Origin of the sequence: Latilactobacillus curvatus JCM 1096 = DSM 20019 (assembly GCF_004101845.1) — a bacterium.
Classification (GTDB): Bacteria; Bacillota; Bacilli; order Lactobacillales; family Lactobacillaceae; genus Latilactobacillus; species Latilactobacillus curvatus.
The window spans coordinates 716,345-733,914 of record NZ_CP026116.1; the positions used below are offsets into that span (position 1 = coordinate 716,345).

Below are 17,570 nucleotides of genomic sequence, written 5' to 3' on the forward strand. Positions count from 1 at the left end.
TTACCCTCCAACAGGTGGTGTTGGTGCTTGCCCGTTAAATACCATCTTAGTAAAGGCGTCAAGCTTGAAGTCTTCGTTATCTTCACGCCCGATGAATAACATATCTTCTTCTTCACCACGCGCAACGAAGTTACCAGTAATGGAATCTTCGGCAACTTCAATCTTGTCTTCTTTGGTCTTCAAATCCATACCAGGCAAGTTAAATTTACCCTTTGCCAAACCAACGTAGCAGTATTTGTTGTCGTCCATTAAAGCGCGGAACATAACTGCCACATCAGGGACTTTAATCGTCTTTGTGTAACGTTCGATTCCGTTTTCGACCGTGACGCCTAACATTTGTTGCTTATCAATTGTTGGTAAATCAACCAATCCTAATTCAAGTTTCAATTCAGTGATACCGGCTGGAATAACCAAGTATGGACCGTCATCTGCATAGATCGTTTCTAATTCGTTAGTGATATCCAGTTTTGCTGAACGCATCCCCGGAATTTTAAAAATCTCACTTTTCGTTTTTTCGTTTTCTACTGTTGCATATTGAAATTGTGATAAACCAATTTTAGCTTTGCTCATTGTAAATCCTCCCTCTAAATAGCCCTGTTACCATAATTTGTTCTGTGTAATCAGGGTCAATCGAACGTTCAGGTTGGTAACGTTCATAACCATTTTTGTGTAATTCTTGATAAATCAGGTCTTGCATAAGAGCTAGACCGCTTGTGTCTTTTCTGTTTATCCAGAAATCAACTTGGACAAACGTTTCCACTAAAAAACGCTCATTATCTGCATAATGGGCGTCTTCTTTGGGTACTGGAGTCACTCTAATAACTGGATTAGACTCGTTTTTTTGATAATCTTCTGGGATAGCAAACGTATAAATCGGCACAATAGCTAATGATTGACCACGAATATTATCCATTAAGCTGACTAGCGCTTTAGAATTTTTTAAAATATTTCTAACATTAACTTCAGGTAGATTAGTCATCTAGAAGCCTCATTTCTTCAGCGTAAACTTCCAGAATCTCATCGCGTGATTCTTCCTGCGCTCTAATTGAAAAATTCTGCGCTCGTTGCTTTTTTGTTCCTTTGTCTGGAAAATGGGCCCGCCAAGCACTTTTACCGCCGTAGCCGACTTGTTTTTCAAAACGTCCAGTTGAAGCTTTCATTGGGCCGGTTTGAACGTCACTTGCAAGTGCACCAGAATCTACTGGCGTATCGGCCTTAAGATGCTTAGCAAAGATTTCAGCGCCCTTATTGATGCTCTTACGTGCCTTTTTAGGCGCCTCAACTTCAAGTCTTGTGACGTTCGCCAACATTGCATCCATGCCCTTCATTTCACTAACACTCCCTTAACCTTTGTAAGGTCGTGGTTTAAGAAATCTTCTTCAACTTGGACAATTTCATAGATCCGACCATCGAAGTCAATCTTCCAAGTCTGGTCAATCAACTTATTTTGACGGTAACGAATATAGAAATCAGTCGTTTCTTTGGCGACTTCTTTGAATTCCTTATTAGTCGACTTAGCAACCTCAGCCCAACAGCTATATTCATCAGTACGAACATTTTCGATTGGAACGCCGTCATCGTTGACACTAGGCGCTAAGCTGAAAAATGTGATGCGGTTATTCAACCGACTGATTATCATTCGCTTCACGCTCCTTGTCGTAATAATATTGCCCGCGCAGCTGCTGAATCAGTGGCGTCACCCCGTAAGGAATACTTGTAGTACCGCCGCCAGTCTGAACACTTGCTAAGCGGTTCTCGTACCAGTGAGCGGTTAAAAGCAATGCTGCACGCTCGAAAAGTTTATATTTGGCAAACGTTTCAACGTCTACTCCCACATCAATGGCATTCTTGACGTATTCCCGCGCTGACTGGTATAGATTGTCGATTAAATTATCATCAAGCGTGTGATCGATGCGCAAATAGTTTTTAATCTCTTCGGTCGTCATAGGCAATCACCGTCTATTCTTTAGCGGTGACCATTACAACGCAATCTGCTGTAAACTCACCATCTTTGGTCTTAACAGTCACGGTTGCAGCACCGACAGCTACTGCGGTTGTTGAACCATTAGCATCAACAGTTACGATTTTTTCATCTGAACTCGACCAAGTGACAGTCTTATCAGTTGCATCATCCGGTGCTACAGTTGCGGTTAGCGGCTTAACGTCGCCAACTTTCATTGAAGCTGTTTTCTGATTTAAAGTAACACCGATTACGCTTTTGGGGACGGTTCACCGTCTCCTTGTGTTACAAAGAAACCAGCTTTGGTATCCGCAACTTGTGTATCAAAGCGCATAACACCTGCTAAATATTGGCCATAGATGTCATTGTCCATCCAGCGTAGTGATAATTGTTTGCGGTCAAAGAACTTAACAGCACGTTTTAAATCGCCAACAAACGCTACTGAATCGCCTTGTTTGCCTAATTGTGTGTCAGGAACAACTGCTACTGGGACATTACCACTTAATACTTTGCCAGACGCGCTAGTAATTGAATCTTGCAATAAGTAACGTCCATTATTGTCTTTTAAGGTGTCTAACCAGTTGAAGAAAGTTTGAGAAGCAATAATTACTTTTGAGTAAGCTGGATCTAAATCAACGTTAAGCATTTTTTTGATGTCGTCGAAAGAACTAATCGTTTTAGCCGTCATTGTCTTAGTTTTTTCTAAAATAGCGGCGTTAGAAGTATTAATATCCCGTTGTGCCATTTGGTCAGCCACAATACCGTCAACGTTAACTGCATCGTCAATGTCTTCTTGTGAGATTGCTAAGGCGCCACGACGAGTTTGAATCTTATAATCAACTTTATTGAATTTAGGCTTAGCTAATTCTGGATTCTTTTCTAATTCTTCAACTGTTGGGAATACTTCACTAACGTTTTCTAAAACTGGGTAAGTCCCACTCATAGTTGTTACTGGAATCACATCAACGAATTGTCGTAAATCAACAACTGTTTTGAGTTCTTTTTCAGCAGAGTAAACAATATCTTTTGGTAGAATTGCTTCATTATCTACAGTTGTTAAACCTGCGCGAATTTCGCCTTTTGATGCGATATAGTGGCGTAATAAGTCGCGTTGTTCTGTTGGTTCATCTGTTTTAACTTCTTTTTTAGCGCCTGTTTCAATCTTGCGTTGTTCAGCAATACTCTTTAAATCTGTAAGTGTGTCACGCTTTTCAGCTAATGCTTTCTTACCGTCGTCTAACGTTTTCTTGAGTGATCGAACTTCTTCAAGTTTGCCGTCTTCCGCAAATTTGTTGGCTGATTCTAGATCAGTATTGAATTTTGTTTCTAAGTCTCGAATTTCTGCTTCGAGTGCTTTAATTTTTTCGTTTAGCATTTAAATGCCTCCTAATTTTTTGTACAAAAAAAGAGCTTAAATAGTCATAAGCTCCAGTTCTGCTTTTAATTTGTCTAATTCTGATGTCTTTTGTTTAATAAATCGCTGTGCAACCGACACATCTGTGTCTTTGTATGCAGGAATTGGAGTAAGAGTAATTTCATACAATTCCCCAATTTTTAAAACATCGCGCCGATACACAGTGCTTGATGTGTCCCACTTATCTTCGTTAACTGTAAATCCAAAAGAACAGCCTTGAATATTACCATTGCGCACATTCTCGTAGGTATCACGTCCAATACTGGTATCTGGCAAACTTGCCTTAAAATGTAAGCCAGCATCATCTAGCGTTAACTCAAGCGTATTAGCGATTGTTCGGCAAAGTACCGCGTTATAATCATGGTTAAATAGCATGAACACGTCTCTTAAATCCACACCATCAAAAGCGTGTGGGTCTACTTTTTCAATAAAGCCGCCCAAATCTTCGCTGTCACGGTTAAAAACTACCGCCGTACCACTTACTGTTCTTGTTTCATCATCACTAGCGGTTAGGTCAGTATTAATCGCTCTTGTTTCCAGTTTTGGCATTCGTATCACCCCCTTTCAATGTTAAATGTGCCTCATCAAGTGGGATATAGTTGCTCATCACATAGTAGTGATGCTGGTCGGAATCAGGCTGATAGCCTAAACGTTTGCGATATTCGTCATGATTAATCCCGCCGTTTTGCCACATTTTGATTGATTCTTCAATATTTGTCTTCGTATCCAATTTGAGTAAGCGACTTACATCGAATTCAAAGTGAAGTTTCAACCTGTCTTTAAAGTCGAGCAGTTTTACGTTATTTTCCGAGTTAAAAACTGAAAAATAATGATCTAATGAATTTTGAATGTAATCCAAATTCTCTTGAACCACCGAAGTATGAGCTGACTCGATTCCTAGTTTTGACGTAGGGATAGAAAATGCCTTAGCAATCTGCTTAGTAGAATATTGGTTCGAATTAATAAGCTTTAAAACAGACGTGTCAACTTCAATTTGTGTGTAGTCCATCGTAGTATCTAAAACAGTCACACCTGTGTCGTCATTATTTGACGCAATGAACTTATTTTTAATGGCTTTAGCTGCTTCTGGTGCTAGATCGGCCTTATCAATCTTTAAGGTTCCCCGACTGTGTAGCCCGGAATTGAAAAAATTCATTAGCATCCGGTTACCAGAGTCTTGCACTTCAACTTCATTTCTAAGTGAGTGGAGTGGTGAGATACCAACAATCCCATTAGTTGAGAAGTATTTATAGTGCAGAATATCGGCAGCCGCTAATTCGTACTCTCGAGCGTCATCATCATTAATCTTGTAAGTTAGAACATCGTTTTCATCTCGGTAAATAGTGACCCATGACGGCTTAATCAACCGCAATTCAAGTGGCTTACCCTGTTTATCTCGGTAAACACGTGCATAGGCATTCCCTGATAACAATAAGTTGGCAGCTAGCGCGAACTTAAACGTCCAAGCTGTCATCGTCTCATTTGGCTTAACGTTCAATAAGTAATTCAAGTCATCAGAAATAACGTTGTCATCATCTCGGATTAACTTAATCGGATTCGTTGCGATGTCCTGCGAAACGACTTTAACGGCGGTAAACACATCACTATTTCTTAGACAAGAAATTGATACATAGTTTGGCGATTGTTTACCCGCAATAATGGATTGCATCGTATTATAGTTTTCGTTGTTCACTGGTTTAAAAAATCCCATTTAATCACCCCCTTTCCCGCATTTTAAAAAGCAATAGAGAGAGTGTCAGTAGGGTTGCACCGGTTCCAATCAATCCCACAGATAGGGAGATTGAGAAGTAACCAATGCATAAAAATAGCACGCCAACAATAAACATAATGACGTGCGCATAATTGTCTAGAAAACTCACTAAGACACCTCCCCTAGAACGTGAATTCATTAATGTAAAAATCATTGTCAGCAACATCTGAATTTTTGAAATCGTGTAATACCGCTCGTGTCCATGCATCCATACCTGCAGCTAACGGGTCAATCTTATTGCGGTACATTGCTTTATCAATCTGTACAGCATCATTAAGCTGTTTCAGCACCGCATTATTAACCGCAATTTCTAGCAGCTGATTGCTTGTATGGATAATATTTCTGTCTTGCACGTATTTCCTAAACTGTTTTGTTGGTTCGGACAGCGTTGCGTAGCCTTGCGCAACGTCTACCATTTCAAAATCTTTCACTAAATTATTGATGATATTATTGGCAGAATAACGGTCGAAGCAAATATATTTAACATTAAATTGATATTTGTCCACTAACTGATAAACAAAATCAATAATCTGCTGATCATCAATATTTCCAGTTTCTGCCTCTGATAGCGTCACAAGCCCTTTATTAGCGAGTCGGTCGTATGGAATCTTATCCCTGTCAATCTTGTTTTGAAGGCCGCCACGAGTCCCTACGAACGCATGAGAGTCAATGAAGAACTTGTTTTCCTCTTCTAGTGGCACAATCCAGCTAACCGCAGATAAGTCCCCAACGCGAGCTAAATCCATGCCAATATAAACATCCTTGTTCATTAAATCTGGTTCGATTTCAATCTCGGTGTCTTTCCAGTCTTTAATCTTGATGTAGCTTTCAGATGACTCTTGTTGCCACATATTGAAGTATTTGATTAATGCTGGTGGTTGATTATCCTTATCCGTAGCTTCTTGCCATTTAGCGCGAATATTAGGCAAGAGTTTCTCCTTAACTTTTTCATCAAATAAAATCGGATTGCTTTTAATCCAATTGGCTTCATCGGCAATTTCTGCTTCGTTATCTTGCTCATACCACACACAGAAATAGCTTTCATTAGTAATTTTGCCACTTAGAATATCAGTCACATACGGATATTCTTGTGTACAGAACCATGCGTTAACCTTCTCTGATACTGTCGAGATAATCATTAATAACGCTTGGCTTTGTTGACCTTGGGACGTTTCTAATACGTCTACAAGCCCGTAATCTGTCGAACGTGATTGTTCATCAATGATGCCCAATAATACGTTCAGCCCGTCTAAGCTGTTGTAATCGCTCGATAACGGCATAATATAGCTACCAGAACCATCTTGACGTATTTCAGATTTAAGTACACTAGTGGCTTTCTTAATGATTTTTGACTTACTTCTAAGTTGTTTCAAGAAGTTAACAATCATGTTATAAACAACCTTAGCTTGTTGCCGTGTATTGGCTGCGCAATAAATCTGACGATCATACTTAGGTATCTCTTCGTAAAGCAGCATGTAAAGCGCAATTCCAGACACAACAAGTGACTTACCTTGCTTACGTCCCATTGATATTACTGCTTTTTTAAACCGTCTAAAGCCGGTTTCTTTGTTTTTCCAGCCAAAGAGAGAGCCGACGATAAACTTCTGAAAGTTAACCAGTTTTAATGGTTTACCATCATCTGGATTAGGTAACATTTCGATGAATTCAATCACACGATTTGCTTTTTTAACGTCAAAAAAATAAGGATAATCGCTATCCTTACTATCTGTCAGATTCTTTAAATGTCGTGCGCAGGCTTGAATTGTTTTCTTACCAGCTATAATTTTGCCGTCAACAATTGCTTGCGCATATTCTGTCGTATAATCAATCACTTAAATCACCGAACTTCGCAAACGGGTCATCAGGTTGTTTGTCAATCTGTGGCACCACAAGCTTCATACGCGAATCGAGCGTCATGCCCAAACTGCCAGCAGTTGCTCTAATCTCTTTCGACATATCGGTCATAATGTTAACCGATGGGTTCTTCTTGTCTTCGATTAACAAGCCGCGATTGTCAACATCTTGAGATGCCATAATGTATTTTGAATAGGCATTGCAGTACAAGCTTAATTGCGTCTGATCTAACTTAGTGATGTGTAATCTCTTTAAATCCACAACAACACGCTTATATTCGCGCTTAGCATCGTCGTCCAGCCACTTTGGCGGTGTTGTCGATAATGCCGGGAAGTCGCTTGCCATTAATTCTGATTCATTTCTAACGTCTTTCTCATCGTTAGTTAGGTGTTTCTTATTGTTTCCAGTAGGTTTTCTAGGTCTTCCAGCCATAATTTTCTCCTTTCGAAAAGTTTTGATTTAGGGATATTTACGCGAAGAAAGGGGGAGTCCGTTCATTTTCGTTTTTGAACCCTACAGCCCCAAGGGTTGACGGGGTACCTGAAATACAGTCCGGCTACTTTCCCCCGTACCATCTGCCTTTGTAAATTTTTTCGTGACAACTTTTGCACACAGATTCTAAGTTGTTTTCTGAAAGTCTAAGAGACCAATCAACTTTAGTTTCTATCTTGTGATGAACTGTTGTTGCTTGTGTCACATGATCGTTAGACAAACATATCTCGCACAAAGGTTGTCTAATCAATTGTAGCTCGCGTGCATGCTTCCACTCTTTCGAGTGATAGAACTTCAAGTAATCGTGTTGATTAATCTGTCTGTATTTGTTGTACTCTTTCGAAGCGTAGTCACGATGCGCATCACAATACTTATCATTAATGCTGATTAAAGTATGACAACCAGCTTTACCACACTCATGACTTAACATGCTTGCGTGCCTCAACCATATTAACTGTAGACTGGGTTACCTCGTGTCCGTTAATCATACGCATAAATGCTTTATCGTTGGCATAGATAGTTACCATATCAGCCAGCCAGTTGATGCCTCTAACCTTTCGATACATCACGCATCACTCCAATCTGTGTAATGATTGCTTTACCATATTGTTCCAAGGCTTCTTCAAAGCTAATCTTATTGACCTCAGCATAGTTGCTGGTCATAAAGTAAAGCAATCGTATGATGACGAACTCAAGCTCGTTAGTCTCAACGCCCTTCGGCACATTGATATTAATCTGTGGGTCAATGCCACGCTTGATAATTTCATTGGCGGTTAGTATGTTTCTAGTCTTCATGTGAGCCCTCCTCAATGGTAATTATTAAACGTTCGGATACCTGTTCGCCTTCAAATGCTAATTTAGCAGTTGTACATCTGTATCCTAATGATTTAACAACAATCTCCAGTGTGTTTACATTTGTATCAAACATGAGCTCGTCTAGAAATAAAACAATTGCGCCATCCTTTTTAGCTTCGTTGATACATTCAATTACTTTTTCAATATCTTTAGTGGATCCAAAGAGAGCACGTTTACCATCAGCATTATCGACACTACTTGATTGCATGTTAGTTTGCCCTTGTTTCATGAGTTGACCATCATGGTTATTTAAATAGGACACTTCAAATTTTCCTTTGTTTTGTCGATTAGCGTCCGCTACGCAGCTAATATCTAAAGTTTCTAATCCCTTAACCTCATCACCATCAATCCAAACTGTAGGGTTATTAATATCATCAAACTCAATTCGTACATACGGCTGCTTCTTGGGTTGCACAGGTGATGGTGCATGTCCCCGTTCAGGAATCACACCACGATTTCCTCCACAGTGACCAACAGTATTCAATGGTTCTTTGTTACGTTTAAACAAATTAAACATCAGCATCACTCCTTATTTAATTGCAATAAAATACGCCGCTCATTATCTGAACGACGTTTCTCATCTTTCTTCTTCTGTTTAAGCCACTTCTCTAACCTAGCATCGGCTTGAGATTGCCAATCAGGCTCTTTCTTGTAGCTGCCTTGATTCATATAATACATGTTGACCTCCTAGATAATAAGAGCTTCATTGCTCTGCTTCTTGTAAGTGTCAACGTACAATTCTGTCTTATCTCCGTTAAACGTGATTTCGTAATACAATCCGTCATCAAGAGTTGTACTTAATAAAGCCTTGTTGTTTTGTAGCGCCTTTGCCAACCAAACTACATAAACATCGTTGATACCAATTTTATCTTCTCCGTTTTTGAGCACGTGCAGATTGGTTCTATTTACTACAGCTGTTTTGCAATAGCTAATAAACTTTTGGTTGTCCATCTAACTCACTCCTTAATTTATGCATTAAAAAAGCCATAACCAACTGGCTATGACTTAACTATTAATATCGCAGGTGTGGATTTGCACCACACAACTACCGACGACCCCGGCCGGCTCATTGCGTCTACCTATTCCGCCACTGCGATAGGTTGGGGTTTTATAATCAGCATGATCTAGAATACTGATAACCCATAAATAAAATCACCACATCAGGACGTACCTGCCGATTTAACGGTGTGGTGGGCTTGACATTTGTCAATATCCTAGCCACCGACTCGAACGGTGGATTACCAGTTGCGCCTAAAGGAGGATTTGCATGCTTTACCGTTAAGCTACTAGGATTACGCCGTTAAACAAAACAAAGGTGATCCAAATGTTAAGTTTTTGCGACGCTTTTAACTATCTCAACCGAGGTTAGACCAGATAGTCTTGGTTTAAACTTGCTAGCTTCTCGGACCAATATCCTAGCCGGGACTCGAACCCGAATCGTGACCGCAGGTGCACTTCCGCGCCGCTCTATCAATTAAGCTACTAGGACCATGCCCGCATTCGATAAGCGAAACACAAGGAATCTCCTTCCTCGTGTATTCTTACGGGCAACTATTTGATAATACTATAATAAAACTTTTTTCACTCCTGTGGTTGCACATTTGTTCCACATTTAGTAAATTGCCAATTTCTTTGAAATGTCTTCAAATAGTCGCTTGCGGTCTCGGCTTAACTTTGCCTTGCTTACATGAAGTTTCTGAGCAACGCCATCTAGCGTAAGAGTCTGGTTAGACTTAAAGTAAAGCTCGTCACACATCTCGTTGACCACATTAGAGCGAGTGGTGCTTAAACAATCCCTGATTACAATCTGCTGTCTACGCATCTGATTGATATACCGGTCATCTTCGATTCTGATAAGCGTTGCTGTGGCGTGTTCCTGTTGCATAGGCGAGGAACCACCACCGATATTCTTGTCACTCTCAGTATATGGATAGCGAATTTCTTGTTCACGCTCATAGATATAATCATCATAGTGTGGATAATCCCTTAGAATGTCTTCGATTCGATTAAATGTTGATCGTCTCACGATTAGCCTCCTTCAATCTTTGAATTGTTGCCTGCGCGAATTCTAGTTCTTTCTCTAAGTATGAGTTGTAAGTTGCCAACTGTTCCACCTGCTTTTTAAGCCGCTTATTATCAGCCTTTAGTTGCTCATAGTTGTCCATTAATGTTCCTCTCACTTCGCACTAACTGACTTCACAGCATTATCGGAATAATCTCTAATGCTCTGTGCGTCTTTGATTGCCTGTGACAATTCATTGTTTGTCTGTTTGGCGGCTTCTAACTGAGATGTAAGGTCATTAATTGTCTGCTGCTTAGCATCGACCTCAGCTTGTTTTTGAGCGACTGCTCGTTGACCTTCTGCAATCTTTTGCTGAATCTGGGCATCTTTGTTTGCCACGTCGTTTCCATATTGCTGTTTTAGGGAAGCATACTGTGCCTTAGCGTCGGATAACTGATGTTGCAAATCTGACAGGCTAGATTGCGAAGCGTTAATCTTAGCCACTAGTTTGTCGATATTATTTTTGGTTTCCACGATATTTTGATGTCCCTGCCAAATATTATCTGCAAGGACAGTCGTGCCGGCACCTAACATAATTCCTACTACAATAGTTACTGTCAATGTTAATTTTTTATTCATTATTTTTTCTCCTCAATTTTTAAATTTATTTGTCTTTCCAGAAAGTAGCCTGTCTGCATATACAATGATTATTTTTAAATTAATTCCTAGTCCTAACGTACTAAGTTCTACATCCAAGATTAAATCTTTAATGGTTGCTGTTTTCTGTAGGTTTAAATCATTCCGTTACCTATAATTTCACGATTTTCCCTGTTTCCTCAACACGCCAGACACCTAGCACCCATGCACGAGCGAAAGTGTTCTGATTGGCAATTATCCATGCCAAGGTCTCGCTAACCTTATATCCGTTTCTGGCCGTGTCTAAGACGCCCAGCAAATTAGTTTGCCCGTATGCTGATCGCAATATCTCTCCCACCGCTTTCGGAATCAGTGGCATATTATCTGGCAATGCGTCGTCACTGGCCGCAGAGTAACGGGCGCTTAGGTCATCATAGGCCATCTCCCAACTACTACCCTGCTCGCCGAACTCTTCCAATGCTCTCAATGCGTCCTCGAATACGTCCCGCTTCGCCTCATAGTTCATCGCACACCTCCAACAATTCCGGATTCTGAAATTTGTTGCCAATTATTTTATAATTGCAGTACGTTTTATTAAATTCGTCCTCTAACGCTTGTTTTAGCCACTCGTATGAGCTCATTTCGATTAAACTCCTTCTCCCTTCAATACCACCCTCGACAATATCCCATTCATAAATCTCAACGCCATTAACGTCTTTTAAGCCGGTGTATTGCATGAGTTCAACCTCGTCCGTAAACTCGTCATACACACACTTGTCTAATATCGAGAAAACTCTCCCTAACTTGTCTACCGCCCAATCAAAATCAAGAAACGTCTTTCTATTTTTGTGCCACGCCCTAAACTTAATCTCTCGCATGTGACTCAGGAAACATATCACCTAGCATTTCATCTAAACCAGAGGTAATCATGGATTCATATTCGTCGTCTGACATTGTAATTTTGTCCCCTGATTCTAACGTTAGTATTACGTTGTTACCGTCCTGTTCTTCATTTGTAATTAGCAGTTCTTTAATTTTCATTATTCTATTTCCTCCTGACGTGGTTTTTTCATTTGGTTTACTTTTGAACTATTTCCATTTTGGAAACTGTTGCATTTTTTGCAACAATTCGATTAGTGGTTATTACGGATAATGTAACAACCACTTACATTTGATTATTCGTTCATGTTTGATGATTATGAATTAATCTTCAAATGTTTAGCCACCGCATAGACGACTGGCACGCTCACGCTGTTGCCTGCTTGTTTGTATAGTTGACTATTACTATTGACTGCTTGTGCCTTGTAGAATTGCTCATCTGTGAAACCTTGTAGACGCCAGCATTCTAGCGGTGTTAACTTGCGGATTCGTAACCAGTCCGTGATCCCATGCCTATCTTGTGTATTCAATGTAAACATTGGTTCACCATTCGTTTTAAATCTTCGTCCATTTTGGCGTTTTACTAAACGGTCAGGCGTTAATACTGGAACAACCACACCTTGATTTAACCCGGTCTCTAATGTATTAGCAACTTGCTTACCGACTCTACCGCGACGTGTTTTTGAGTTAGGTTGGCTAATATTAACCGAGTCACCGACATAAGCCTCCGCATAACCCTTTATAGTGGCTTCTTTTATTGCTAAGACGTTATTATCCACGTAAGAATTGACCGACAAAGTTGGCGCAATGTCGTGTACACCCCCACGATTATTTCCTCGAGCACGTTGGATTATACCGACCTGCTTAGGCTGTTTATAATCAGTTGCCCCCAAGGTTCCCATCAATCCATTTGCATCGTAGACGACATCTCTTTGACCCAACCTTGTCGAATTCGCGGGTTTAGTCGATCCGATGATATTTATTTTTTGTCGTTCATCACTAGCTGGTTTGCCTTCTCTTTTGATAGGAAAAACGTTTCTGGTACCTCGTCCTCTAAGATGTCCGACAATGTAGACGCGTTCCCTGTGCTGAGGCAAGACTTCGGCTGTGTCGAGAACGTCCCATTCGACGTCATACCCGATTTCGTCCAACTCAATTTGAAGCTTGAGAAAGTCCCATCCCCCATTAATGCTAAGTAAGTTTTTAACGTTTTCAATGAGTAAGATGCTGGGTCTATCTTCTTCTTCGAGGTCTCTAATAATGCTTGTAACTGTGAAAAAGAGAGAACTACGTTTGCCGGCAAATCCTTTTTGCTTCCCGGCAACACTGATGTCTTGACACGGGAATCCAAACGTCCAGATGTCTGCTCTGGGTAATTCACTAGCTCTAACTGCTCTGATGTCATGTGCTGTCCATTCTCCTTCTGTGTTATATATGGCTCTGTATGACTTTCGGGCAAACTTATCGATTTCAACAAATCCAACACACTCATGCCCTGCCATCTCTAGTCCACTTCTGAATCCGCCAATCCCGGCGAATAGATCTAAGAATTTAATATTAATCACCCAGCTTCCTGCCGCATATTGGGCAATAGTTAATTTCGGCATATCCCGTCACTTCGCCATCAATCTCAAGATAGTAATGTCCTTTTTTGATGTGTTCAATCTTGTCGCCTGAATTATCATCTCTTGTTGCCTCTACAAGGGTGCAAATTGTGTAGCCACCGTCAAACGAATCGGTAGATGACTTAACTGACCAAATCCCATATTCTTGTGCGAAATCGCAATACTTACATTCAGTCATCAGCACTCACCCTTTCGAAAGCTTCAAATGGCAAGCCTGTGCCATCTAGTAGTTTTTTAAACTCTGATTCTGTCATAACATCCTCTAAATAAGCGCAATCGGCAGAGCAAAAGTTAAGCCCATCACAGTCGACCCAAACGTATCGATTAAAAACCTTCTCAGATTTCAAACGCCACTTATATTTAGTCTCGATAAATTCAATTTCATCTGCACTGTGGATGCGTTCGATGACTTTAATTTGATATTCGTATATCTCTCCAGAGTCAAACCAGCTTCGTGTTAAAGCCTCTATTTTTCCTGTGTAATTATCCACGTAATAGCCACAATTAGGATTATTAACACTTCTAATATCTTCTACCATTTCTCTATACTTATCATCTAAAGTTAATCTAATCATCATCCTCGCCCTCCTTATTCAAATCAACCACTTCGCCGAAGCCTAACGTAGCCACAACTTCTTCGGCTCGTTCTCGTAAGCTATATGCAAACGGTTCTTCGTCAGGCCCAAAAGATTTATCATTAGGTTCATACAAATAGCTGTGCCCAGCTTTAATCCCCCATCGTGGTTCTGGTTCAGGCTCATAGCCGTATCGCAAGGCGTCAATTAGTAGCCATTGGGTTTCGCTGTTGCTATACAAAAACTTAGTTAACACTTCATATTCCGATGGTTCTGATTTATCTGACACTGTTGCCATACCCCAGAGTGTTGTGATTGGGAAGAATGAGCCCTTATCACGCTTAATACCATGTATACTAAAACCCTGCGCCTTTAATACGTTGTATATAGGTCGTGGTAACTTCACTTTTTCATGTTCCATCATTTAACCCTCCTAATGATCATCGGTTCCGGCATTGCGTTTTCTAACATTGCTACCCCTTTTGATTTACTGTTTATTTCACCTTTTCTATTACGACTTTTAGTCGGCCATTCTTTAATCAACAATCGATACAAATATTCTTTTTCGTGATAACGTGTGTATTCTTTACCAGAAACTGCACCAACTAACACATACATATTAGTTACTCCCCTTCAATTATTTTGATGGCATCTTCTGCGCTGCGTGCAACACCGTAAATGATTGGAAACTGTGTAACATATTCTGCGAAGCGTTTCTGATCTTCACGCAGTCTGCCTGTTTTCGTCTTAACTTCAACATAAAAACATTTTCCGTCCGAATGTCGGAATCCATATAAATCAGGATGTCCTTTAGGCAATCCTGTATCAAACCATCGCCCATTATTCATCATTACCTTCCCGACATTCGCTCTAAAAACGGTACAATCATGTTTTGACAATGCAATTCGTATTTCGTTTTGAATTTTTGTTTCCGGATTAGACACTTAGACACTCCCTAAACATTGATATATCAACCTTTTTGTCGAAATCGTACACTAACGTACACTAACCACAATCGCTAGATGCTTACTCTCCCAAGGAATCATACACTTAATACACTCTGACACTAATTTAAAATCCTTCTACCCTATATAGGGTAATAATAGGTATATAAAATAATGTATATATATATTAGTGTCTTAGTGTATGATTTATCTCTTTACACTTACTCGCTCTATGGATTATCCGTCGTACACTAAGCCCTTTTTTAGTGTACGATTAGTGTACGAAGTGTATGATTATTTTCGCTTATAACCTCTTTTAGGATAATTGGTATAGACCCATTCATTTTCATTATCCATAATGTACTTAATTTTCTTAGCAATTTTTCGATTTTTTATCAGATCAGCGATGCCTAAAAATTTAGCGATTTGATTACTCGATACAAAATCTCGCTTATATGCATCAAGAAATATTTCAATCTGTTCTTCGATTTCATCCACATACATAAAATTACTTCGATTTTTTTCAAGCAGTTTATTTTGATAATCAGTTAATCCGAAATCAAACCCATCGAAATAATAATTTGTAAATTCGCCCCAAAGCTGAATAACTTCGTCCTGCTTCAAATCGGTAACCGGGTGTTTAATCTGATTATCTTTATTGACCAAAATCGGTAAAAATCGACGTTCGCCGGTTTTATCCTTAAGGTAAGTCAATTCATTAGTTGTTCGCGCTAAAACAAAATTTTTATCGTAGAGTTCCGAATTGTGCCCATATGATTTTCTAAATTCTAAACGTTCCATTGAAATAAATTTTTTCAAGTTAGCGAAATCAGAATTATTAGTTGCGGTCATTTCATCGTCATTGACAATCAAAGCCCGTAACATATTCGAATAGCTATCTTTGTCTTTGAAATCCGTAAATTGATCAGTGTACCAATCAACGGCCATCTTTTTTAGTAGCGTTGTCTTCCCAGCGCCTTGTCCTCCTACTAAGTCAAGGACAAAGTCAAATTTAGTATCTGGCTTAAAGGCCTTCGCGACTGCTCCTACAAAAAACAATTTGGTCTGCAATGTTGTGATTCTTGATTTCTCAGCCCCTAAATAAGTGGGTAGAAAATCTGGCGCCCGCTTTACACCATCCCATGCTTGATGGCAAGCATTAAAATAGTCCTTAACGGGATTGTAAGTGTGTTTTCTAGCTTCGTTGACTACTGCCATTTCGATGATGTTCCGGTTAAATAAAACACCGTAGACGTCTTCTATATAGCGCATAATAAGTGGCGTATAATCGTCAATCATTCTGCCTTTTTTGATTCTTAACTCTGGTATATCCTTAATAACTGCTATTTCGTGTGTGAATTCATTAAATGCAAATGTATGAATTAACACCTTGTCGTGTTCTAATATCAAACCAGCGTTTTTAAGGCTGTTTGCTTTAATGTTGTCGTCCTTCGTTAAGATGAACGGGATCGGCATTTTAACGACTTTCTTTTCTTGCTGCATCTTTTTCAACTTTTCGACTGATTCCATTAGCTACCTCCCTTCTTCTGATTTCCTTTTTGACCATTGAATCGAACGTTCTGTCAAATTCATTGATTGGTAAACTTTTTACTGTGTTGTTGTTGGCCATTTTTGCCAATTCGTAAGCCGTTTCTAAATCGACGTTGCGGAACAACAAACCACCGATAAAACTCGCTAGAGCGTTATTTCTGCCACCTGTTTCACCTAGCCCCTTAACGATTTGTTCGAAAAGCTCAGAAGTAGCTGTTTTTGTGTCGCTTACTGTAAATTTGCTAGGATCATAATCTGATTTAGTTTCGCGTTTGTTGATTAGTTTTATAAGTTCGCGGCTAGGCGTAACAATCGGATTATGATTAAGCCATTGATACTGCTTATTTTTGTGCTCGCTGGGCGCTACTAAAACGTAGTTATTGATGTGGGCTTTAACGTCCACACCAGGAAGCCAGCCGATATTTTGCTGAATATCAATATCGCTCCTTTTAAGATAAAACAGTTGTTTACCACCGCTGGCCGTCTGCTGGGTTAACGTATCTACCAATAAATCTTTGTGTTCAAATTCATCGATTGACTTGAAGCCGTTTTTCCCGTGCGCCGTCTCTGTATCAATATCAATCACAAAAAAATCAACTGTTCTAAAGGCAATCTGCGCATACGGATATCTTTTCCAAATACGTTTAATTTCATCAACTGTCAAAGCTGGCTGATCAGCAAACTTAATTAGTGGTTGCTTATTAACCATTGGTAGAACATACATACCTTTTTCGGCATATTTAATGGCATAGTTAACTAGGTTTTTCATTCATCAAAGCCCATTAAGTAAGGCGCAGAAACGTTTAAGTAATCTGCTAAAATTACAAAAGTATCAATTTTAGGTTCACGTAATCCTTTTTCGTAGTTACTAATAGCTTGTCTAGATGTTTTTAGAGCTTCGGCAAGCTCGGTCTGTGATACGTCTCGTTCTAACCGTAATTTTTTAATTCTATTTTTCATAAATTAACCTCCGGTTAACGGGCTTCTCACCCCATTCGGCAGTCCAGACTGC

31 protein-coding genes are annotated in these 17,570 nt (G+C 39.7%); all 31 read right to left on the reverse strand.

Features of this window, described 5'->3' with window-relative positions; genetic code table 11:
• Positions 1–570, reverse strand: a complete 570-nt coding sequence (locus tag LCU_RS03795) for a major tail protein (RefSeq protein WP_056966344.1) — start codon at positions 568–570, stop codon at positions 1–3.
• Entirely contained in the window at positions 557–979 is a 423-nt protein-coding gene (locus LCU_RS03800) for a hypothetical protein (protein WP_056966342.1), read from the reverse strand. The genes LCU_RS03795 and LCU_RS03800 overlap by 14 nt, the downstream gene beginning before the upstream one ends.
• Positions 972–1,328, reverse strand: a complete 357-nt coding sequence (locus tag LCU_RS03805) for an HK97-gp10 family putative phage morphogenesis protein (RefSeq protein ID WP_056966340.1) — start codon at positions 1,326–1,328, stop codon at positions 972–974. The genes LCU_RS03800 and LCU_RS03805 overlap by 8 nt, the downstream gene beginning before the upstream one ends.
• A complete protein-coding gene (locus tag LCU_RS03810) occupies positions 1,325–1,639 on the reverse strand; it encodes a phage head closure protein (RefSeq protein WP_056966338.1) in 315 nt (104 codons plus the stop codon). Before LCU_RS03810 ends, LCU_RS03805 begins: the two co-directional genes overlap by 4 nt.
• A complete protein-coding gene (locus tag LCU_RS03815; protein WP_054644617.1) occupies positions 1,617–1,946 on the reverse strand; it encodes a head-tail connector protein in 330 nt (109 codons plus the stop codon). Before LCU_RS03815 ends, LCU_RS03810 begins: the two co-directional genes overlap by 23 nt.
• A gap of 13 nt (positions 1,947–1,959) precedes the next feature.
• A complete protein-coding gene (locus tag LCU_RS03820) occupies positions 1,960–2,178 on the reverse strand; it encodes an Ig-like domain-containing protein (protein ID WP_056966336.1) in 219 nt (72 codons plus the stop codon).
• Positions 2,179–2,210: 32 nt separating this feature from the next.
• Entirely contained in the window at positions 2,211–3,335 is a 1,125-nt protein-coding gene (locus LCU_RS03825) for a phage major capsid protein (protein WP_056966334.1), read from the reverse strand.
• A 36-nt stretch (positions 3,336–3,371) separates the two neighbouring features.
• On the reverse strand, positions 3,372–3,923 hold the full coding sequence (locus LCU_RS03830; RefSeq protein WP_054644621.1) for an HK97 family phage prohead protease: 552 nt from the start codon (positions 3,921–3,923) through the stop codon (positions 3,372–3,374).
• On the reverse strand, positions 3,895–5,085 hold the full coding sequence (locus LCU_RS03835; RefSeq protein ID WP_056966332.1) for a phage portal protein: 1,191 nt from the start codon (positions 5,083–5,085) through the stop codon (positions 3,895–3,897). The genes LCU_RS03830 and LCU_RS03835 overlap by 29 nt, the downstream gene beginning before the upstream one ends.
• Before the next feature lie 182 nt (positions 5,086–5,267).
• Positions 5,268–6,977, reverse strand: a complete 1,710-nt coding sequence (locus LCU_RS03840; protein ID WP_056966330.1) for a terminase large subunit — start codon at positions 6,975–6,977, stop codon at positions 5,268–5,270.
• Positions 6,970–7,431, reverse strand: a complete 462-nt coding sequence (locus LCU_RS03845) for a phage terminase small subunit P27 family (protein WP_054644624.1) — start codon at positions 7,429–7,431, stop codon at positions 6,970–6,972. Before LCU_RS03845 ends, LCU_RS03840 begins: the two co-directional genes overlap by 8 nt.
• A gap of 124 nt (positions 7,432–7,555) precedes the next feature.
• Positions 7,556–7,921 (reverse strand): HNH endonuclease, encoded by a 366-nt coding sequence (locus LCU_RS10220; protein WP_056966328.1) that lies wholly within the window; start codon positions 7,919–7,921, stop codon positions 7,556–7,558.
• Between the two features lie 119 nt (positions 7,922–8,040).
• Positions 8,041–8,286: a hypothetical protein gene (locus LCU_RS03855; protein ID WP_054644626.1), complete on the reverse strand. Its 246-nt coding sequence runs from the start codon at positions 8,284–8,286 to the stop codon at positions 8,041–8,043.
• Entirely contained in the window at positions 8,276–8,863 is a 588-nt protein-coding gene (locus LCU_RS03860) for a polysaccharide deacetylase family protein (protein ID WP_128486098.1), read from the reverse strand. Before LCU_RS03860 ends, LCU_RS03855 begins: the two co-directional genes overlap by 11 nt.
• A gap of 5 nt (positions 8,864–8,868) precedes the next feature.
• Positions 8,869–9,024: a hypothetical protein gene (locus LCU_RS09920; RefSeq protein ID WP_164905618.1), complete on the reverse strand. Its 156-nt coding sequence runs from the start codon at positions 9,022–9,024 to the stop codon at positions 8,869–8,871.
• Between the two features lie 9 nt (positions 9,025–9,033).
• On the reverse strand, positions 9,034–9,297 hold the full coding sequence (locus LCU_RS03865) for a DUF6275 family protein (protein ID WP_054644737.1): 264 nt from the start codon (positions 9,295–9,297) through the stop codon (positions 9,034–9,036).
• Positions 9,298–9,958: 661 nt separating this feature from the next.
• Complete coding sequence (locus LCU_RS03870; RefSeq protein ID WP_054644628.1) at positions 9,959–10,372, reverse strand: hypothetical protein; 414 nt, start codon at positions 10,370–10,372, stop codon at positions 9,959–9,961.
• Positions 10,353–10,511 (reverse strand): hypothetical protein, encoded by a 159-nt coding sequence (locus LCU_RS09925; RefSeq protein ID WP_164905619.1) that lies wholly within the window; start codon positions 10,509–10,511, stop codon positions 10,353–10,355. The genes LCU_RS03870 and LCU_RS09925 overlap by 20 nt, the downstream gene beginning before the upstream one ends.
• Before the next feature lie 11 nt (positions 10,512–10,522).
• Complete coding sequence (locus tag LCU_RS03875) at positions 10,523–10,987, reverse strand: kinetochore Spc7 family protein (RefSeq protein ID WP_056967162.1); 465 nt, start codon at positions 10,985–10,987, stop codon at positions 10,523–10,525.
• A 169-nt stretch (positions 10,988–11,156) separates the two neighbouring features.
• A complete protein-coding gene (locus LCU_RS03880) occupies positions 11,157–11,510 on the reverse strand; it encodes a hypothetical protein (protein WP_054644629.1) in 354 nt (117 codons plus the stop codon).
• The gene (locus LCU_RS10225) at positions 11,500–11,862 is read right to left on the reverse strand and encodes a YopX family protein (RefSeq protein WP_054644630.1); all 363 of its coding nucleotides are present in this window, start codon (positions 11,860–11,862) and stop codon (positions 11,500–11,502) included. Before LCU_RS10225 ends, LCU_RS03880 begins: the two co-directional genes overlap by 11 nt.
• Complete coding sequence (locus LCU_RS09930) at positions 11,849–12,025, reverse strand: hypothetical protein (RefSeq protein WP_155519280.1); 177 nt, start codon at positions 12,023–12,025, stop codon at positions 11,849–11,851. Before LCU_RS09930 ends, LCU_RS10225 begins: the two co-directional genes overlap by 14 nt.
• Before the next feature lie 155 nt (positions 12,026–12,180).
• Positions 12,181–13,470, reverse strand: a complete 1,290-nt coding sequence (locus tag LCU_RS03890) for a DNA cytosine methyltransferase (RefSeq protein WP_174795743.1) — start codon at positions 13,468–13,470, stop codon at positions 12,181–12,183.
• On the reverse strand, positions 13,421–13,666 hold the full coding sequence (locus LCU_RS03895; protein ID WP_056967166.1) for a hypothetical protein: 246 nt from the start codon (positions 13,664–13,666) through the stop codon (positions 13,421–13,423). The genes LCU_RS03890 and LCU_RS03895 overlap by 50 nt, the downstream gene beginning before the upstream one ends.
• Positions 13,659–14,066, reverse strand: coding sequence for a hypothetical protein (locus LCU_RS03900; protein WP_056966812.1), 408 nt, complete (start codon positions 14,064–14,066; stop codon positions 13,659–13,661). The genes LCU_RS03895 and LCU_RS03900 overlap by 8 nt, the downstream gene beginning before the upstream one ends.
• Positions 14,056–14,487 (reverse strand): hypothetical protein, encoded by a 432-nt coding sequence (locus LCU_RS03905; RefSeq protein ID WP_128486099.1) that lies wholly within the window; start codon positions 14,485–14,487, stop codon positions 14,056–14,058. Before LCU_RS03905 ends, LCU_RS03900 begins: the two co-directional genes overlap by 11 nt.
• The gene (locus tag LCU_RS03910) at positions 14,484–14,681 is read right to left on the reverse strand and encodes a hypothetical protein (protein ID WP_054644635.1); all 198 of its coding nucleotides are present in this window, start codon (positions 14,679–14,681) and stop codon (positions 14,484–14,486) included. The genes LCU_RS03905 and LCU_RS03910 overlap by 4 nt, the downstream gene beginning before the upstream one ends.
• A gap of 5 nt (positions 14,682–14,686) precedes the next feature.
• Positions 14,687–15,007, reverse strand: coding sequence for a VRR-NUC domain-containing protein (locus LCU_RS03915; protein WP_054644636.1), 321 nt, complete (start codon positions 15,005–15,007; stop codon positions 14,687–14,689).
• 294 nt (positions 15,008–15,301) lie between these two features.
• Positions 15,302–16,537, reverse strand: a complete 1,236-nt coding sequence (locus LCU_RS03920) for a VapE domain-containing protein (RefSeq protein WP_056966814.1) — start codon at positions 16,535–16,537, stop codon at positions 15,302–15,304.
• Positions 16,485–17,327 (reverse strand): bifunctional DNA primase/polymerase, encoded by an 843-nt coding sequence (locus LCU_RS03925; protein ID WP_056966816.1) that lies wholly within the window; start codon positions 17,325–17,327, stop codon positions 16,485–16,487. Before LCU_RS03925 ends, LCU_RS03920 begins: the two co-directional genes overlap by 53 nt.
• A complete protein-coding gene (locus tag LCU_RS03930) occupies positions 17,324–17,518 on the reverse strand; it encodes a helix-turn-helix transcriptional regulator (protein ID WP_056966818.1) in 195 nt (64 codons plus the stop codon). The genes LCU_RS03925 and LCU_RS03930 overlap by 4 nt, the downstream gene beginning before the upstream one ends.
• Positions 17,519–17,570: the final 52 nt, after the last annotated feature.

Excerpts from the sequence above, each read along its gene's own strand:
- LCU_RS03795 (WP_056966344.1), bottom strand. The coding sequence starts at position 570 with ATGAGCAAAGCTAAAATTGGTTTATCACAATTTCAATATGCAACAGTA.
- LCU_RS03800 (WP_056966342.1), bottom strand. The coding sequence starts at position 979 with ATGACTAATCTACCTGAAGTTAATGTTAGAAATATTTTAAAAAATTCT.
- LCU_RS03805 (WP_056966340.1), bottom strand. The coding sequence starts at position 1,328 with ATGAAGGGCATGGATGCAATGTTGGCGAACGTCACAAGACTTGAAGTT.
- LCU_RS03810 (WP_056966338.1), bottom strand. The coding sequence starts at position 1,639 with ATGATAATCAGTCGGTTGAATAACCGCATCACATTTTTCAGCTTAGCG.
- LCU_RS03815 (WP_054644617.1), bottom strand. The coding sequence starts at position 1,946 with ATGACGACCGAAGAGATTAAAAACTATTTGCGCATCGATCACACGCTT.
- LCU_RS03820 (WP_056966336.1), bottom strand. The coding sequence starts at position 2,178 with ATGAAAGTTGGCGACGTTAAGCCGCTAACCGCAACTGTAGCACCGGAT.
- LCU_RS03825 (WP_056966334.1), bottom strand. The coding sequence starts at position 3,335 with ATGCTAAACGAAAAAATTAAAGCACTCGAAGCAGAAATTCGAGACTTA.
- LCU_RS03830 (WP_054644621.1), bottom strand. The coding sequence starts at position 3,923 with ATGCCAAAACTGGAAACAAGAGCGATTAATACTGACCTAACCGCTAGT.
- LCU_RS03835 (WP_056966332.1), bottom strand. The coding sequence starts at position 5,085 with ATGGGATTTTTTAAACCAGTGAACAACGAAAACTATAATACGATGCAA.
- LCU_RS03845 (WP_054644624.1), bottom strand. The coding sequence starts at position 7,431 with ATGGCTGGAAGACCTAGAAAACCTACTGGAAACAATAAGAAACACCTA.
- LCU_RS10220 (WP_056966328.1), bottom strand. The coding sequence starts at position 7,921 with ATGTTAAGTCATGAGTGTGGTAAAGCTGGTTGTCATACTTTAATCAGC.
- LCU_RS03855 (WP_054644626.1), bottom strand. The coding sequence starts at position 8,286 with ATGAAGACTAGAAACATACTAACCGCCAATGAAATTATCAAGCGTGGC.
- LCU_RS03860 (WP_128486098.1), bottom strand. The coding sequence starts at position 8,863 with ATGTTTAATTTGTTTAAACGTAACAAAGAACCATTGAATACTGTTGGT.
- LCU_RS09920 (WP_164905618.1), bottom strand. The coding sequence starts at position 9,024 with ATGTATTATATGAATCAAGGCAGCTACAAGAAAGAGCCTGATTGGCAA.
- LCU_RS03865 (WP_054644737.1), bottom strand. The coding sequence starts at position 9,297 with ATGGACAACCAAAAGTTTATTAGCTATTGCAAAACAGCTGTAGTAAAT.
- LCU_RS09925 (WP_164905619.1), bottom strand. The coding sequence starts at position 10,511 with ATGGACAACTATGAGCAACTAAAGGCTGATAATAAGCGGCTTAAAAAG.
- LCU_RS03875 (WP_056967162.1), bottom strand. The coding sequence starts at position 10,987 with ATGAATAAAAAATTAACATTGACAGTAACTATTGTAGTAGGAATTATG.
- LCU_RS03880 (WP_054644629.1), bottom strand. The coding sequence starts at position 11,510 with ATGAACTATGAGGCGAAGCGGGACGTATTCGAGGACGCATTGAGAGCA.
- LCU_RS10225 (WP_054644630.1), bottom strand. The coding sequence starts at position 11,862 with ATGCGAGAGATTAAGTTTAGGGCGTGGCACAAAAATAGAAAGACGTTT.
- LCU_RS09930 (WP_155519280.1), bottom strand. The coding sequence starts at position 12,025 with ATGAAAATTAAAGAACTGCTAATTACAAATGAAGAACAGGACGGTAAC.
- LCU_RS03890 (WP_174795743.1), bottom strand. The coding sequence starts at position 13,470 with ATGCCGAAATTAACTATTGCCCAATATGCGGCAGGAAGCTGGGTGATT.
- LCU_RS03895 (WP_056967166.1), bottom strand. The coding sequence starts at position 13,666 with ATGACTGAATGTAAGTATTGCGATTTCGCACAAGAATATGGGATTTGG.
- LCU_RS03900 (WP_056966812.1), bottom strand. The coding sequence starts at position 14,066 with ATGATGATTAGATTAACTTTAGATGATAAGTATAGAGAAATGGTAGAA.
- LCU_RS03905 (WP_128486099.1), bottom strand. The coding sequence starts at position 14,487 with ATGATGGAACATGAAAAAGTGAAGTTACCACGACCTATATACAACGTA.
- LCU_RS03910 (WP_054644635.1), bottom strand. The coding sequence starts at position 14,681 with ATGTATGTGTTAGTTGGTGCAGTTTCTGGTAAAGAATACACACGTTAT.
- LCU_RS03920 (WP_056966814.1), bottom strand. The coding sequence starts at position 16,537 with ATGGAATCAGTCGAAAAGTTGAAAAAGATGCAGCAAGAAAAGAAAGTC.
- LCU_RS03925 (WP_056966816.1), bottom strand. The coding sequence starts at position 17,327 with ATGAAAAACCTAGTTAACTATGCCATTAAATATGCCGAAAAAGGTATG.
- LCU_RS03930 (WP_056966818.1), bottom strand. The coding sequence starts at position 17,518 with ATGAAAAATAGAATTAAAAAATTACGGTTAGAACGAGACGTATCACAG.